This is a genomic window from Phaeobacter sp. QD34_24, assembly GCF_028890115.1.
Taxonomy (GTDB): domain Bacteria; phylum Pseudomonadota; class Alphaproteobacteria; order Rhodobacterales; family Rhodobacteraceae; genus Phycobacter.
In genome coordinates this window covers 33829-49770 of sequence record NZ_JARCJD010000024.1, presented here as the reverse complement: position 1 = coordinate 49770, position 15942 = coordinate 33829, and the positions used below count along the sequence as shown (strand labels likewise).

The following is a 15942-nucleotide window of genomic DNA, read 5'->3' as shown; positions in this document are numbered from 1 at the left end:
GGACCGAGGAGGATTCGAACCCCCGACCCCTTGATTCGTAGTCAAGTACTCTATCCAGCTGAGCTATCGGTCCACTGCTGCGGGATTAAGGCTCCCGGCGTGGCCTGCATTTCGCGTGCCACCTGGCCTATCCGAACCTGCCGCGACCGGCGATTCGTGTAGTGGCGGACCGAGGAGGATTCGAACCCCCGACCCCTTGATTCGTAGTCAAGTACTCTATCCAGCTGAGCTATCGGTCCACTGGAGGCGGGGTTTAATCCTACCCGGTGAGACGCGCAACCCCAAAAACGAATTTAGTTTACAGCCGCCCGGCGCGGTGCAGAGGTTCCCATATAGGTGCCGTCACCTTTTGGCAGGCAGATCTCGAAAACCGTGCCCGACGGCCCGGTTTGCCGCATGTAGACCGCACCGCCATGGCCGCGCGCCAGCTCCTGGGCAATGGCAAGGCCAAGGCCGCTGCCCCCCTTGCGCGCCCCGCCCTGAAAGGGCGTAAAGAGATTGTCCTGCGCCTTCTTGGGCAGGCCCGGCCCGGTATCCTCGATTCGGATCAGCCAGGATTCCTCCTCGTCGCGCGCGGTGATGGTGATCAGCCCCGGCTTACCGGTGGCCGAAATGGCCTGGCGCGCGTTGCGAACCAGGTTCATCACGATCCGGAACAGCTGCTCGTGATCGGCACGCACCATCATGTCGCTTGGAACCGCAGCCGCGATTTCAACCTCGGTTCCACTGGCGGCCAGTGTTTCACTTTCGGCCACATCGCTCGCGATTTCATGCAGAGCCACCCTGGAAAAGGTCGGCGCCGGTTCTTCGGCGCGGCCAAAGGCCAGCGTGCCCTCGCACAAGGACACCGCGCGGGTGATCGAGTTCACCAGCTTGGGCGCCAGCCTGCGCACCAGGGGATCCTCGCTGGTTTCAATGCGGTCGGTGAACAACTGCGCCGAAGTCAGGATATTGCGCAGATCGTGGCTGACCTTGGCCACGGCGCCCCCAAGCTGCGCCAGCCGTTCCTTTTGCTTCAGCGCATGAGTCAATTCGGTCTGCAGCTGCATCAGCGCCTCTTCGGCCTCGCGCAGCTCGGTCACGCCGGCATTGGGCTGGATGATACCACGGGCATCCTCGGGCGCGGCTGCATAGCGCTGCATATAGCCCACGACCCCCTTGATCGGGCGCACCAGGAACACCCGCACCGCCATGAACAAGAGCAGCGCCGTGAAGACCGAGATCACCGCCGACAGCACCAGGATGCGCAGGCCATAATCGATCATCGCCGCGCGCAAGGGGGCCGTCTCCATGGTGATCTCGATCAGCAACCCCGCCTCGCGCACCGGCGCGCCGATCACACGGATGATGCGGTTGCCCGGTGTCACCATGCGTTTCATCGCATCGGCAATCAGGGTAAACGGCCCCGCCATGCGCAGATCGAAGGTGGCCTCGATGGGCTGCGGAATCGGGGAAGACAGCACCAGCTGCCGCATTTCATCCCGGCGCAGAACCACGTTGAAGACCCCGGCATTCTCCAGCAGCTCGGCCTCCAATTCCGTCTCCAGCATATCGTCGGCCAGTAGCGCAAGCGAGGCGATCTGCGCCCGCTCCAGCCGGTCCGCCAGGTAATCGAGGCGGAAACGGGAGACGGAGGGCACAAAGATCATGACTTCGGCCAGCATCACGAAAATCGTGGTCAGAACCAGGAATCTGCCCGACAGCGTATTCAGCATTGCGCCCCTTTCGGACTAGGGGATCCAGCGTTGCACGAACCGGACCACGCGTTCAACCTTGGGATTATCAAATAGACGGGGAGAGAAATAGGCACCGGCCGCCCGTTTGTTAACCTCTCCGATCGTCGGATAGGGCGAGACCATCGCCGCGACCTGGCTCATCTTCATCCTATTGGCCAGAACCAGGGACCAAAGATTGATCAGCTCCCCCGCTTGATGGCCCACGATTGTCACCCCGACAGGGCGCCCCTTGAGCACCATCACCTTGATGAACCCCTTGGCCTTGCGCTCGGCCAGGGCGCGGTCGTTGTGGCTGAAATCGAACCGCGTGACCTCAAGCCGTTCGCCATGTTGCGCGCGCGCTTCGGCCTCGCTCAGGCCGACCTGTGCCAGTTCCGGATCGGTATAGGTGGCGCGGGGGATATGGGCGGTCCTGGCCTTTGACGGTAGGCCAAACAGGCTGGAGCGGATAATCACCCCGGCATGATAGCCCGCCACATGGGTGAACTGCAGCCCGCCCGCCACATCGCCAATGGCATAGACCCTGCGATTGGTGGTGCGCAGGCTGTCATCGACCTTGATGCCGGTCTTGGTCCGGTCGATCCCGGCCTTCGTGAGATCCAAGCGTTCTACGTTGGCCTTGCGCCCGACCGCGACCAGAAGATGCGTCCCCTTGAAGAGGCGCCCGTCCCTGGTTTCCACCTCAAGCGCACCCGCCCGCCCGCGCACCTCGGCGGCAAGGGCCTGCTCGGCAATCTCGACACCTTCGCCGCGCAGATGATCCAGCACGACCTTGGCGGCCTCGGGATCATCCCGGCCCAGCGCGGCGCCGCCTTCAATCACGGTGACCTTGCAGCCGAGCCGCACATGGGCCTGCGCCATCTCCATGCCGATGGGACCACCGCCAATGATCAGCAGATGATCCGGGCGCTCGCGCAGGTCGAACAGGGTTTCGTTTGTCTCATAAGGCACCTGATCGAGGCCGGGAATCGGCGGCACCAGCGGCGCGGATCCCGTTGCGATCACCACCCTCCGCGCTTTGATAACATGGTCGCCCGCTTCCACTTCGCGCGGAGAGATGAACCGGCCGAATTCCCGGATCACCCGCACGCCGAAGCCCTCGAACCGCTCCTGGCTGTCCACCGGAGCAATGGTTTCGATGACGTCGCGCACGTGATCTTTGGCGGCCGCGTAGTCCACCTGCGGCAGCTGATCGGCAACTCCAAAGGCGCTGGACTGCGCCTGACCATAGGCCGCCTTACCACTGGCCAAGAGCGCCTTGGAGGGCACGCAGCCATAGTTCAGGCAATCGCCACCCATCTTGTGCCCTTCCAGCAGGACCACATCAGCCCCCATCTGGCTGGCCCCGGCGGCGACGGACAGCCCCCCGGACCCGGCGCCGATCACCAGAAGATCACATGTGATACGGCTCATGATCAGGCCTCCGGTGTATTGCGGGGCGGTTTGCAGCGCAGGGATTTCACGATGATCGGCATGGCGGCCAGCACGCAGAGGCCCAGAATCGGGCCAATCACATGCGGCTCCCACAGAAGCGACAGGTCCGGGTCTTCGCCGCGATCAAAGACCGCGCCGACGCCGACCCCGATCCAGGTAAAGACGATGGCGCCCGGAATGATCCCCACCGCAGTGGTCCACAGGAAGTTGCCGAACTTCACCCCCACCATGGCGGGCAGCAGATTCGCCACGAAGAACGGCACCGCAGGCACCAGCCGCAACAGCAACAGCACTTCGACCTCGTTCTGGCGCAGCGCATTCTTCAGCATCTGCACCCGGCCTTCGGCGGCCTCGAACCGGGCCGAGAGCATCTCTCCCAATCCCCAGCGCGCCGCCAGGAAGATCCCAGCCGCCCCGATGGTGGCCGAGACGACATTCAGCGCGGTGCCCGTGGCGAGACCAAAGAGGAAGCCCCCGGTCACCGAGGCAACCGCGGCCCCCGGCAGCGAGAAGACGACCATCACGATGTAGATGACGGCAAAGGCTGCAGCGAGGCCCAGCAAGTTCTGATCACGGAACCCCAGCAGCGCCTCGCGATTGTCGCGCAGCGTGTCAAAGGTCACATAGTCTTTCAGCGTCGCCGCACCGATGACGGCAACGATGACCACAAGGATCAGGGGCAAATGCCGGGCCAGGCCGGTCTTCTGCACGCCGGTTTGTGGATCATTGTCGTTGCTCATGGCCTTGCCCTTGTTGTCTCGTCTCGTTTCATAGGGCCAATATGGCGCCTGTGCACGTCCGAGGCATAGCAGTTCACGCCCGCTTGATCACCGGGCATCGTTTTTGTGAGGTTTTCCGCCATTGGCGCCGCTGTTCTGAAATATTCTGTGCCACCGCCGCCCGGCGCGGGCTATGCCCGGAGGCTTTTTTGACATAAATATTGCAATCGGGTGCGAAAAGCCGCGAAAAACCCGACCAATGGGTTTGACTTGCCGCCCGATCCCTCCTAAAGACCGGGCTTCGAGATTTGACCCCGGCAGGCGATTCCGCGCCGCGCCCGATGACATGATGTGGAGACCGGAGCGATGAAACGCACCTATCAGCCTTCGAACCTGGTTCGCAAACGCCGCCACGGCTTCCGTGCGCGCATGGCCACCAAAGCAGGCCGCAAGATCCTGAACGCACGCCGCGCACGCGGTCGCAAAGAGCTGAGCGCATAATAGCGCCACACAAGCTCGCGTTGACGGAATGACACCGCCGAAGGCCCCCAATGTTGGTTCTGCCGACAAGAGGGATATGCCTTCGGCGGTTTCCGTTTGCCCGGATCAATCCGGCTCCCTCCCCGACATCAAGGTTCTGACCAAGCGCCGCGACTTCCTTGCGGCCGCCCGCGCACGCCGCCAGGGCAGCAAGGGCATGATGGTGCAGGGCAGCAATCGCCGTGATGAAGGCGGGATTCGCGTCGGCTTCACCTGTTCCAAGAAGGTCGGAAATGCGGTCGCCCGCAACCGTGCCAAACGCCGCCTGCGCGAAGTGGCCCGGATGGTGCTGCCCACCCATGGCCGCCCCGGCTGGGACTACGTGCTGATCGGCCGCGCCGAAGATACCGCCCAGCGCCCGTTCGAAGAGCTGAAACGTGATCTGATCTACGCGCTGCGGAAAATTCACGGCTAAGCGGCGCCGCGCGGGCTTTTGCTCTGCCAGCGCCACACCTATCTAAGCGTCATGTCGCCCTTTGCCCGCCTCCTTGCCCTGCCCGTGCGCGCCTATCGGCTGCTGTTCAGCCCCTGGGTTGGGCACAACTGCCGTTATCAGCCCACCTGTTCGGCCTATGCGCTGGAAGCGCTGGAAAAACACGGCGCCATCAAGGGCGGCTGGCTGACGCTGCGCCGAATCGGGCGATGCCACCCCTTGGGCGGCGATGGCTATGACCCGGTGCCGGGCAGTGATCCCGAGCACGACAGCAAGACCTGATACGCAGCACCAGTCCGCCATCTCCTTACCACAGCGCCAAACCTCCCGAGGTGGTGGGCGCGCGGGTCGGGATCACATGCCGGTCCAGCTTGCCCAACAAGGTATGATAGAGATCCTCGTAGAACCGAGGGCTGTCGAAATGCCAGCGATGGGCAATGCCCGGATCCTCTCCGAAATCGTCGCGGTTCACCTTGTAATACTCGCCACAATAAAGGTTCACGGCCTTGTCCGGCGTATCCTCGGGAAGCCCCACCCGCCCCAGACGTCGGGACAGGCCCACGCGTTTGACCTCGGAAATCGACAGCACATCGTCGAACGGGCTGAAATAGCTGGTGATCCTGACGGATCTGCGGAACAGGGACGAGGTCGACGGGCTGCCCGTTTTCATCGATTTCTGCGAGATATCGGCCGCCACCATCGCGACCTGGCTGACAATCCAGGCGTTCTGCGCCGTGGCGTGATCGTCATCGGCATAGTCAAACGCCTCCCGCAACAGGAAGCAGCCCATCGAATGGGCCAGCGCATGGATGTTGTAGGCGCAATCGGGCCGCTGCAGTCGCGACAGCGGCCTGATCCCATGGGTGAACAACTTGTCCGCTGCAAGGCGCGCATCGCGGCGGTCCGAGCAATAGCCCAGGACCGATCCGTCGCTCGGCCAATCATAGCTGATCAATGTCCCTTGAAACCCATGCGCTTCCAGCCCGGCCCGGATTTTCCGGTGACGCTCCAGCATGTCGAATTGATCGGTATTGAACCCGTGTACGAAGACGACGATATGCCCCTTTTCAACCAGCTCCCCCGCGTCGTTGCGGATGGCCCCCGCACTCTCCTGCACCGCAGCCATCCAGGCTGCGGACCTGATCTCGTGATCGCGATGCAGCTTGTCTGCACCCGCAGGCACCGCCAGATATTTGACGCCGCCAAGGGCATTTGAATAGGCATCGCCATTGCGTCCGCGCACCGAAAGCAAATAATCCATCAATCATTCTCCCTGAAAATGCGCATAGGGTAGCACAATTTTAACGTGCGGCCGAGCCTGCGGTGCACTCACGCTTGCTTTTTCCTTGGCAAAACCACCTTCACAGGCTAGGGGGCCATCATGCTGGACACTGATCTTGACGAAATCCACCCGCTGTTTGCCGGTGCCCCATCCACCACCGAGTTCAAGAAGCTGCGCAAGCGCATCGTGCGCTACGCGCGCGAGGCGATTGACCAATACGGTATGGTGGAGCGTCGCGCCGATGGCAGCACACCGCGCTGGCTGGTCTGCCTGTCGGGCGGCAAGGACAGCTACACGCTGCTGGCGGTTCTTTACGAGCTGAAGTGGCGCGGGCTGTTGCCGGTGGACCTTCTGGCCTGCAACCTGGATCAGGGCCAGCCGGGGTTTCCGGCAACCGTGCTGCCGGAATTCCTGGAAAAGATGGGGGTACCGCACCGGATCGAATACCAGGACACCTACAGTATCGTCGTCGACAAAGTGCCGCAGGGGCGCACCTATTGTGCGCTCTGTTCCCGTCTGCGACGCGGCAACCTCTACCGGATTGCCCGCGAGGAAGGCTGCTCGGCTGTGGTACTGGGACACCACCGCGACGACATTCTGGAAACCTTTTTCATGAACCTGTTCCACGGCGGCCGCCTCGCGACCATGCCGCCCAAGCTGGTCAATGAAGAGGGAGATCTCTTCGTGTTTCGCCCGCTTGCCCATGTGGCCGAAGCCGATTGTGAAAAGTTCGCGAAAGCAATGAATTACCCGATCATTCCCTGCGATCTTTGCGGCAGCCAGGATGGCCTGCAGCGCCAGCAGGTGAAACAGATCCTCGACCAGTGGGAATCAAACAGCCCCGGTCGCCGTCAGGTGATGTTCCGGGCGCTGATGAATGCCCGTCCCTCCCACCTTCTGGACCCGAAGCTGTTCGATTTTGCGGGGTTGGACCTGAAAAACCCCCGTGAAACCGCAGAATCCGACGAAATTCCCTTGCTGCGTTAACTCCGCGGTCAGAAGCAGCCCCTAATCTCAGCCTGCACACCCGTGCTGAAGGTGAAAGGTCTGCTCATGCCCAATATCCACTCAGGTCTGCTGGCCCGTATGCGGAGAAAGATTGCACCGGCGCTGTTTACGCCTCCCGTGCTGGCCTTTCTCCCTGCGTTGACGCTTGCGACCTTCTGGCTTGGCGGTGAAGCGGCCCTGCTCTGGGTTGCCTTGGGTCTTCCGGTCCTGTTTGCCGCACTTGGTGGCTTTGATCGCTCCCGCAGCCTCGGCACGCCCCGCGACAGCATCACCGGCATGATCCTGCGCGAAGGCTTTGAACATGAGGTCTCCCAGGTGTTCGAGGACACCGCCGATACCGGGTTGCGCTCGGTTCTCTACCTGGTCGAAATCGACGATTTCAAGGATCTGGTGGATCGCTACGGCCAGGAAGCCGGGGATCAGATCATTCAGCGCTGCGGTGATCGCATTGCCAGCACCCTGCGCAACAAGGACACCGTGGCGCGGATCGGCGACAGCAAGTTCGGGATCTGCCTGACACCGGTGTTGCAGCTTGATCTGGAATCCTGCGTGCAGCTGTCCGGCCGCATGCAATCCGCCGTGGAAGAGCCGATTTCGCTCGACGGCACCTCTGTCTACGTGTCCTGCTCCATCGGCTTCTGCCTGCGCAGCCGCGCCCCCGGTGCCAAACCTGCAGATTGGACCGCTGCCGCCGCAACCGCGCTGGCCGATGCACAGCAGAACGGTCCTTCGGGTATCCGGGTCTATTCGGCCGATATCTATCACCGCAACAAGGCGCGCTGCAATCTGCGCGACGAGGCGGCAGAGGCCCTGGAAAGCGGCCAGATCGTGCCCTGGTTCCAGCCGCAGATCTTGACCGATACCGGCCGCGTGTCGGGGTTCGAGGCGCTGGCCCGCTGGATGCACCCGGTACGCGGGCTGATCCCGCCGAACAGCTTCATGCCTGCGCTGGAAGAAGCCGGGCTGATGGAGCGGCTGAGCCAGGTCATGCTGTTTCACTCGCTGACCGCGATCAAGGCCTGGGATGCGGCGGGCGTCGAAGTCCCCTCGGTTGGCGTGAACTTTGCCACCCAAGAACTGCGCAACCCCGGTCTTGCCGACAATATCCGCTGGGAGCTCGAGCGATTTGACCTTGCCCCCGACCGCCTGTCGGTGGAGGTACTGGAAACCGTGATGACCGACCAGCCCGACGATGTGGTGACCCGCAATATCGCCGCGCTCAGCGCCATGGGATGCCGCATCGAACTGGACGACTTTGGCACCGGCCATGCCTCGATTTCGGCAGTGCGGCGCTTCAATATCTCGCGGATCAAGATCGACCGTTCCTTCGTGATGAAATCGGACCGCGACCCCGAACAGCAAAAGCTGATCGCAGCGATCCTGACCATGGCCGAGCGGCTGGAGCTGGAAACCCTGGCCGAAGGGGTAGAGACCGTGGGCGAACATGCGCTCCTGTCGCAACTGGGTTGCGATCACGTTCAGGGCTTCGGGATCGGGCGACCGATGCCCTTTGAGCAGACCCTGGACTGGATCACCGCGCATCAGGCAAAACTGCAGGACGCCCCGGTGATCGGACGCCAAAACCCCTGATCCACAGGAAATCTGGGTGAATCCCCGCATCGGCGGCGCTATGACGCCGCCGATTTTCCCGATTCCACTTGACCTTTGGGGTCCACCCCTGTTGAACCACACCCTGTCATTCCATGCACGAGGTGGCGGTCCCCAATGGACGATCAGAACAAGAATCTCATTCTCGCAACAGCGCTCAGCTTCCTGGTGATTCTGGGTTGGTACAGTTTCTTCCCGCCGCCCGAGCCGGAGCAAACGCCAGAACCGGTCGCAACTGAGACCGCGCCCGCCAGCGCAGCCGCCCCCGCGGCAGGTATCGCGCAAGGCGACAACACCGTCCCCGCGCAGGCGAGCGAAGAGGCCACGGCCCCACGTGCCGCACGCCTTGCGATCGACACCCCCCGCCTGGCCGGCAGCATTTCGCTCCAGGGTGGGCGCATCGACGACCTGGCGCTGAAGGACTACCGGGTCTCGCTGGAAGAGAATGCGGATATCGTTCACATCCTGTCCCCCGTGGGGGAACCGGAAGCCTTCTATGCGCTTTACGGCTGGGCACCGGGCACCGGGCTTGGCTTTGATGACGTGCCGGGCGCCAATACCATTTGGTCTGCAGATGAGGGCCAGACCCTGACGCCGGACAGTCCCGTCACCCTGACCTGGGACAACGGCAAGGGCCTGACCTTCGCCCGGACCATTTCGGTGGATGAGGATTACCTGTTTTCCGTCACCCAGTCGGTTCAGAACGCCAGCGGCGCCACCGTGGCGCTTGCCCCCTATGGAACGCTGGCGCGCCATGGAGAACCGGCCGAGCTGAAGAACTTCTTCATCCTGCATGAAGGCGTCGTCGGCATGGCCGATGGTGAGCTGGCCGAGATCGACTATGACGACATGGTCGATTTCGAGCCCGATCCCCGCGACGGATCCCGTGCGCAGATCAAGCAGATCGAAACCAACGGCTGGATCGGCTTCACCGACCACTACTGGATGTCGACGCTGGTGCCCGCTCCCGGTCAGGGCTTCCGCTCGATCGCAAAATATGACGAGCGCCGCGAGATCTATCAGACCGACATCGTGCTGCCGACGCAGACGCTGGCCGATGGTCAATCCGCCGAAGTCACCACCATGCTGTTCTCCGGTGCCAAGGAATGGGCCACCATCCGCGGCTACCAGAAGGACGGGATCGAAGGCTTCCTGGACAGCATCGACTGGGGCTGGTTCTTCTTCCTGACCAAACCGATCTTTGCGGTTCTGCACTGGCTCAACGCGATGATCGGCAACATGGGCTGGGCAATCATCGGGCTGACCATCTTCATCAAGATCCTCGTCTTCCCGCTGGCCTATAAATCCTACGCCTCGATGGCGAAGATGAAGGAACTGCAGCCGGAGATGGAGAAGCTGAAGGAGCGCGCCGGTGATGACCGCCAAAAGCTCCAGAAGGAGATGATGGAGCTCTACAAGAAGGAGAAGGTCAACCCCGCCGCGGGCTGTCTGCCGATCCTGATCCAGATCCCGATCTTCTTCTCGCTCTACAAGGTGATCTTCGTCACATTGGAGCTGCGTCACGCGGCCTTCTTCGGTCCGTTCCAGGATCTGAGCGCGCCGGACCCGACCTCCTTCATGAACCTCTTTGGCCTGCTGCCCCTGTCTGGCCCCGAGCCGGGCAGCCTGCTGGCAACCGTCTTCATCGGCATCCTGCCCATCCTCTTGGGTGTCTCCATGTGGCTGCAGCAGAAGCTGAACCCCGCGCCCACCGATCCGACGCAAAAGATGATCTTTGCCTGGATGCCTTGGGTCTTCATGTTCATGCTGGGCGGTTTTGCCTCCGGTCTGGTGGTCTACTGGATCGCGAACAACACCATCACCTTTACCCAGCAGTATCTGATCATGCGCAGCCACGGCTATAAGCCCGACGTTTTTGGCAACATCAAATCAAGCCTGAAGCGTGGCCCAAAAGCGGATGAGAAATGACGCAGACCGTCACTGAAATCTGGCGCCACCCGATCAAATCACATGGACGGGAGGCGCTGGAGAGCGTCAAGCTGACCGCCGGGCAGACCATGCCCGGCGATCGCGTTTGGGCGGTAGCCCATGAGGCGTCATCGGCCGATGGCTCCGAATGGGTGCCCTGCTCGAACTTCAGTCGCGTCGCCAAGGCCCCGCAATTGATGGCCATCACAGTGCATTATGATGCGGATGCAGGTACGGTGTCCTTGAGCCACCCGGAGCGTGGCGCGCTGTCGTTCAATCCCGATGCGCCCGAAGACCTGCCCCGTTTCCTGGATTGGGTGCGGCCGCTGATGCCCGAGGATCGTGCAGCCTCGGCCCGGATCCTGCGTGTGCCGGGGCGCGGCATGACGGACACCGATTTTCCCTCGGTGACCCTGTGCAACCTCGCCTCTCACCGCGCGGTGGAGGCCGCGATGGGGCAGGATCTGTCCCCCTTGCGCTGGCGCGGCAATATCTGGTTCGACCTGGGTGAGCCCTGGTCCGAACACGACTGGCTTGGCCGCGAGGTGCAGATCGGCGATGCGGTTTTCGCGGTACGCGAGCGCACGCGGCGCTGCCTGGCAACGACGGCGAACCCGAATACGGGCCTGCGTGACGCCGACACATTGAAGACCCTGAACGGCGCCTTTGGCCATCAGGATTTCTCGGTCTATGCAGAGGTCGTGCGGGGCGGTGATATCCGTCTTGGCGATCCGGTAAAGGTGCTCTGATGCAATTGCAATTTCCCCTGGCCGAGGCGCCGGATGATCTGTCCTCCGAAAAAGGCCGCAAGCTCTTTGCCGGGCAATCGGAATTCCTGAAAGGCGTTGTCGCCATGTCCGGCCTGCCCGATCCTGACCGGGTCGAGGTCTGTTTTGCCGGTCGCTCCAACGTTGGCAAATCGAGCCTGATCAACGCGCTGACCGGCACCAAGGGGCTTGCGCGCGCTTCCAACACGCCGGGGCGGACGCAGGAGATCAACTATTTCACCCAAGGGCCCGACCTCTACCTCGTGGACCTGCCCGGCTATGGCTATGCCAATGCGCCGCTGGCGGTGGTGGAGAAATGGCAGAAACTGCTGAAGCGCTACCTCAGCGGTCGCCAGACCCTGCGCCGCGCCTTTGTGCTGATCGATAGCCGCCATGGCATCAAGAAGGTCGATGAAGAGATCATGGCGCTTCTGGACAGCGCCGCGGTGACCTTCCAATGCGTGATGACCAAGGCCGACAAGGTCAAGGCCAAGGATCTCGACAAGGTGCTGGATCAGGTGCGCGGCGCGCTCTCGAAACACCCCGCAGCCTACCCGGAAATCGTCCTCACCTCCTCGGAGAAGGGCGACGGGATCGCCACCTTGCGGTCTATCATCGCGGGTATCGACTAAAGCGGTCGGCGCCCGTCAGACATGCTGGGCGCCATTCACCTCGATCTCGGCCCCCGAGATATAGGAACTGCCCCCTGAGCACAGGAAGTAGATCGCGGCCGCGACCTCTTCCGGCTGGCCCAGGCGCTGCATCGGCAGCTTTTCCACGATCTGCTCAGTACCCGGTGACAGGATCGCCGTTTCCACCTCGCCCGGCGCGATGGCATTGACACGCACCCCCAGCGGGCCGAAGTCATGGGCCATTTCCCGCGTCAGCGCCGCCAGGGCCGCCTTGGAGGTGGCATAGGCCGCGCCTGCAAAGGGATGCACCCGGCTGCCCGCGATCGAGGTCACGTTGACCACCGACCCCTTGGCGGCGGCCAGCTCATCCTTCAGCCCGCGCGCCAGCACCACCGAGGCAAAGAAGTTCACATGGAACACCTTGCCCCAGGTCATCAGATCCGTGTCCAGCGTGTTCAGCCGCTCGCCGTTCGGCCCCTTGGGCGAAATTCCCGCATTGTTGACCAGCGCATCGAGACGCCCGTTCAGGCGCTCCTGGATCACCCCCACCGCGTTGATGGTGTCACTGGGATCCGACAGATCCAGTTGCACATGGTTTTCCTCCCCGCCGCCCCAGGGGCATTCGCGCGGAAAGGGCTGGCGTGAGCAGGTGATGACCCGCCAGCCTTCGGCATTAAAATGGCGCACGGTGGCATGACCAATGCCACGGCTGGCTCCGGTGAGCAAAAGCGTCTTCTGGCCCATGGGCTGTGTTCCGACCTGATGGAATGGATGCTGCGACCCTATCATTCCCATCCCTCGCTGCAACGGCACACTTGGCAGAAGGCGCAGAACCGCGTAACACGCTTTGCCAAAGGGATCCCAGCAATGAAGAAACAAGATATGAACCGCGATTGGATTGCCACCGCCGAGACTTTGTCCAGCGCCCTGCCCTATATGCAGCGCTACGACGATGCCATCGTCGTCATCAAGCTGGGCGGTCACGCCATGGGCAGCGACGAGGCGATGGAGACCTTTGCCCGCGATGTGGTGCTGCTGCGCCAGGTCGGGGTAAACCCGGTGATCGTGCATGGTGGCGGCCCGATGATCAACGCGATGCTGGAGAAGCTGCAGATCCAGTCGGAGTTCGTGAACGGCAAGCGTGTGACCGATAAGGCCACCATGGACGTGGTGGAGATGGTGCTGTCCGGCCTGGTGAACAAGCGCATCGTGCAGGCGATCAACGCGCAAGGCGGCATGGCCGTGGGCCTGTCGGGCAAGGATGCCAACCTGATCACCTGCGAGGTCACCAACCCGGACCTCGGCTTTGTCGGAACCCCGGTCGAGATGAACCCGACGGTGCTGCGTCATCTCTTTGAAAAAGAGATCATCCCCGTGATTGCCCCCATCGGCGCAGGCCGCGACGGGGAGACCTTCAATATCAATGGCGACACCGCCGCCGGGGCGGTTGCCGAATCGCTCAACGCGGATCGCCTGTTGCTTCTGACCGATGTCTCGGGCGTGAAAAACGCCGATGGAGAGGTGGTCACCGAACTCAAGGCCGCTGATGTCGAGGCGATGACCCAATCGGGCGTGATCGCGGGTGGGATGATCCCCAAGACGGAAACCGCCCTGTCGGCGGTGCGCAACGGGGTGCGGGCCTGTACCATCGTCGATGGCCGCGTGCCCAATGCGGTGCTGCTTGAGCTGTTTACCGATCACGGTGCAGGATCGATGATCCGCGCCTGAGCCCAAGCCGAAATGGCGACTGACCAGAAATGCCCCCCCCCGGGGCGGTTTTTCTTTTGCCGGATCCCAAGGCGGCGCTAGGCTAAAACACCTGCAAGCAAGGACAGGCGATGACGGCTCCCCCACGGTTCCAGGACATACTGAGCGCCGCACAGGGCGTGGATCTGGACGTTTTGGGCACCGTGCATCCAGAGCGCGTACCGGTACAGGGGCTGACGGGTGGCACCCTGATCCTGCTGGGCCTCAAGGGAACACCCACATGGCGCCGCATCGCCGCTGCGCCGGAATTCGCGGACAGCGCCCCCGATCCGCTGGACCGCTGGTCCCGCCGCGTGGTTGACGGGCTTGCGCGCCGGTTTGACGCCGAGGCGCACTACCCCTTTGGCGGGCCACCCCATGCGCCATTCGTGAACTGGGCGCTGGCCTCGGGGCGGGCCTTCACATCCCCGTCGCAAATGATGGTCCATGATACGGTTGGCATGCTGATCTCATATCGCGGAGCGCTCCATTTGCGGCAGGACATTGAAACGCCAACGCCCAGCTTGCGACGGTCTCCCTGCGAGAGCTGTGCACAAAGGCCCTGCCTGAGCGCCTGCCCGGTACACGCATTGATTGACGGAGGCCCCTATGACCTGTCAGCCTGCCACAGTCACCTGGCGGCCCCGGACGGGGTCCCTTGCCTTTCAAACGGCTGCCTTGCCCGGCTTGCCTGCCCCCTCAGCCGGGGCGCAGAGCGCGATCCTGCACAGTCAGCCCATCACATGAGCTATTTTCATATCACATGACCTGCACCTTGATCCTAACCCGTCACGCCAAATCCGCCTGGGACACCAGCGCCCCCAGCGATCACGCCCGCCCGCTGAACAAGCGCGGGCGCGCCTCGGCCAAGGCGCTGGGAGACTGGCTGGGGGATATCGATCAGGTGCCGCAGCAGGTGCTGTCCTCCTCGTCGCAGCGGACGCGGGAAACCTATGAGCTGATGGATCTGCAGGCCCCGGCCGTCTTTACCGAGCGGCTGTATCACGCCAGCTCGGACATCATCTTTCAGGTCCTGCGCGAGGCGACACACCCCAAGACGATGATCCTGAGCCACAATCCCGGCATCGCCGCCTTTGCCCATGCCATCGTGAACCATCCCCCCGATCATTCGCGCTTTGACGACTACCCAACCGGCGCCACCCTGATTGCCCGCTTTGACATCGACAGCTGGGCGGATCTGACCTGGAGCAGCGGCAAGGTGGTGGAGTTCACCGTCCCGCGCGAACTGCTGGGCGCCTGAACGCCCCCCGAAACAAAAAGACCCGCCGGATGATACCGGCGGGCCATTACTCTTCGCAGTGATCCCGGGCGTCAGTGGCCGAGGATCTGGCTCAGGAACAGCTGGGTCCGCTCGCTCTGCGGGTTGTTGAAGAAGGCCTCAGGCTCGTTCTGTTCGACGATCTGGCCCGCATCCATGAAGATCACCCGGTTCGCCACCTGGCGGGCAAAGCCCATCTCGTGGGTCACGCAGAGCATGGTCATGCCCTCTTCCGCCAGTTCGATCATGGTGTCGAGCACCTCCTTGATCATCTCGGGGTCGAGCGCCGATGTCGGTTCATCGAACAGCATGATGCGCGGCATCATGCACAGGCTGCGCGCGATGGCCACACGCTGCTGCTGACCGCCCGACAGCTGACCGGGGTACTTGTTGGCCTGATCCGGGATCTTGACCTTCTCAAGGAAGTGCATCGCGCGTTCTTCGGCTTCCTTCTTGGGCGTCTTGCGCACCCAGATCGGCGCCAGCGTGCAGTTCTCCAGGATAGTCAGATGCGGGAACAGGTTGAAGTGCTGGAAGCACATGCCAACCTCGGAGCGGATCTTGTCGACATTCTTCAGATCCGACGACAACAGCGTCCCATCCACGGTGATCGTACCCTGCTGGTGTTCCTCCAGCGCGTTGATGCAGCGGATCAGCGTCGATTTACCCGAACCGGAGGGGCCGCAGATCACGATCCGCTCGCCCTGGTAGACGGTCAGGTTGATGTCGCGCAGCACGTGAAAGGAGCCGTACCACTTGTTCATTCCGTCGATGGTGATCGCAACCTCGTCGGATACTTGCATTTGTGAAGTGCCAGTCATGTCTTGGC

The 15942-nt window shown here is 62.5% G+C and carries 17 protein-coding genes and 2 tRNA genes; 11 read left to right on the top strand and 8 right to left on the bottom strand.

The genetic code is table 11. The features are described 5' to 3' along the window. The 5 genes from PXK07_RS16600 to PXK07_RS16580 all read right to left on the bottom strand — a co-directional run bounded on the left by PXK07_RS16600 (window position 1) and on the right by PXK07_RS16580 (window position 3910). A tRNA-Arg gene (locus tag PXK07_RS16600) sits at window positions 1–73 on the bottom strand. Between the two features lie 89 nt (window positions 74–162). Continuing rightward, window positions 163–239 (bottom strand) — tRNA-Arg (locus tag PXK07_RS16595). 54 nt (window positions 240–293) lie between these two features. Continuing rightward, window positions 294–1715 carry a sensor histidine kinase gene (locus PXK07_RS16590; RefSeq protein WP_274849467.1) on the bottom strand — a complete coding sequence of 474 codons (1422 nt, stop codon included), beginning with the start codon at window positions 1713–1715 and terminating at the stop codon, window positions 294–296. A 15-nt stretch (window positions 1716–1730) separates the two neighbouring features. Next, the gene (locus PXK07_RS16585) at window positions 1731–3149 is read right to left on the bottom strand and encodes a dihydrolipoyl dehydrogenase family protein (RefSeq protein ID WP_274849466.1); all 1419 of its coding nucleotides are present in this window, start codon (window positions 3147–3149) and stop codon (window positions 1731–1733) included. 2 nt (window positions 3150–3151) lie between these two features. Beyond that, a complete protein-coding gene (locus PXK07_RS16580; protein WP_274849465.1) occupies window positions 3152–3910 on the bottom strand; it encodes a TVP38/TMEM64 family protein in 759 nt (252 codons plus the stop codon). A 345-nt stretch (window positions 3911–4255) separates the two neighbouring features. On the opposite strand from PXK07_RS16580, the gene rpmH reads away from it, so the two are divergent. Genes rpmH through yidD form a run of 3 tightly spaced genes read left to right on the top strand, consistent with a single transcriptional unit; the run spans window position 4256 to window position 5144 of the window. Continuing rightward, window positions 4256–4390, top strand: a complete 135-nt coding sequence (rpmH, locus tag PXK07_RS16575; RefSeq protein ID WP_008554144.1) for a 50S ribosomal protein L34 — start codon at window positions 4256–4258, stop codon at window positions 4388–4390. 28 nt (window positions 4391–4418) lie between these two features. Then, complete coding sequence (gene rnpA, locus PXK07_RS16570; protein WP_274849464.1) at window positions 4419–4844, top strand: ribonuclease P protein component; 426 nt, start codon at window positions 4419–4421, stop codon at window positions 4842–4844. Between the two features lie 51 nt (window positions 4845–4895). After that, complete coding sequence (yidD, locus tag PXK07_RS16565) at window positions 4896–5144, top strand: membrane protein insertion efficiency factor YidD (RefSeq protein ID WP_274849463.1); 249 nt, start codon at window positions 4896–4898, stop codon at window positions 5142–5144. Between the two features lie 25 nt (window positions 5145–5169). Here the strand turns inward: yidD and PXK07_RS16560 are convergent, their stop codons facing one another. Further along, complete coding sequence (locus PXK07_RS16560; RefSeq protein WP_274849462.1) at window positions 5170–6123, bottom strand: alpha/beta fold hydrolase; 954 nt, start codon at window positions 6121–6123, stop codon at window positions 5170–5172. Between the two features lie 120 nt (window positions 6124–6243). Between PXK07_RS16560 and ttcA the strand changes: the two genes are divergently transcribed. The 5 genes from ttcA (at window position 6244) to yihA (ending at window position 12088) form a co-directional block, all read left to right on the top strand. After that, window positions 6244–7131 (top strand): tRNA 2-thiocytidine(32) synthetase TtcA, encoded by an 888-nt coding sequence (gene ttcA, locus PXK07_RS16555; protein WP_274849461.1) that lies wholly within the window; start codon window positions 6244–6246, stop codon window positions 7129–7131. A gap of 66 nt (window positions 7132–7197) precedes the next feature. After that, the gene (locus PXK07_RS16550; protein WP_274849460.1) at window positions 7198–8742 is read left to right on the top strand and encodes a putative bifunctional diguanylate cyclase/phosphodiesterase; all 1545 of its coding nucleotides are present in this window, start codon (window positions 7198–7200) and stop codon (window positions 8740–8742) included. A 135-nt stretch (window positions 8743–8877) separates the two neighbouring features. Beyond that, entirely contained in the window at window positions 8878–10689 is a 1812-nt protein-coding gene (yidC, locus tag PXK07_RS16545; RefSeq protein ID WP_274849459.1) for a membrane protein insertase YidC, read from the top strand. Beyond that, complete coding sequence (locus PXK07_RS16540) at window positions 10686–11438, top strand: MOSC domain-containing protein (RefSeq protein ID WP_274849458.1); 753 nt, start codon at window positions 10686–10688, stop codon at window positions 11436–11438. The genes yidC and PXK07_RS16540 overlap by 4 nt, the downstream gene beginning before the upstream one ends. Then, window positions 11438–12088 carry a ribosome biogenesis GTP-binding protein YihA/YsxC gene (gene yihA / locus PXK07_RS16535; RefSeq protein ID WP_274849457.1) on the top strand — a complete coding sequence of 217 codons (651 nt, stop codon included), beginning with the start codon at window positions 11438–11440 and terminating at the stop codon, window positions 12086–12088. The genes PXK07_RS16540 and yihA overlap by 1 nt, the downstream gene beginning before the upstream one ends. Before the next feature lie 15 nt (window positions 12089–12103). Here yihA and PXK07_RS16530 read toward each other — a convergent pair whose 3' ends face one another. Further along, on the bottom strand, window positions 12104–12832 hold the full coding sequence (locus PXK07_RS16530) for an SDR family NAD(P)-dependent oxidoreductase (RefSeq protein WP_274849456.1): 729 nt from the start codon (window positions 12830–12832) through the stop codon (window positions 12104–12106). A gap of 123 nt (window positions 12833–12955) precedes the next feature. On the opposite strand from PXK07_RS16530, the gene argB reads away from it, so the two are divergent. The 3 genes from argB to PXK07_RS16515 all read left to right on the top strand — a co-directional run bounded on the left by argB (window position 12956) and on the right by PXK07_RS16515 (window position 15095). After that, a complete protein-coding gene (gene argB, locus PXK07_RS16525; protein ID WP_274849455.1) occupies window positions 12956–13816 on the top strand; it encodes an acetylglutamate kinase in 861 nt (286 codons plus the stop codon). 110 nt (window positions 13817–13926) lie between these two features. After that, window positions 13927–14601, top strand: coding sequence for a ferredoxin (locus PXK07_RS16520; RefSeq protein WP_274849454.1), 675 nt, complete (start codon window positions 13927–13929; stop codon window positions 14599–14601). Then, window positions 14598–15095, top strand: a complete 498-nt coding sequence (locus PXK07_RS16515; RefSeq protein WP_274849453.1) for a SixA phosphatase family protein — start codon at window positions 14598–14600, stop codon at window positions 15093–15095. Before PXK07_RS16520 ends, PXK07_RS16515 begins: the two co-directional genes overlap by 4 nt. A gap of 71 nt (window positions 15096–15166) precedes the next feature. On the opposite strand, the gene PXK07_RS16510 is transcribed toward PXK07_RS16515, so the two are convergent. Then, window positions 15167–15916, bottom strand: a complete 750-nt coding sequence (locus PXK07_RS16510; protein ID WP_446728391.1) for an amino acid ABC transporter ATP-binding protein — start codon at window positions 15914–15916, stop codon at window positions 15167–15169. Window positions 15917–15942 lie beyond the last annotated feature (26 nt).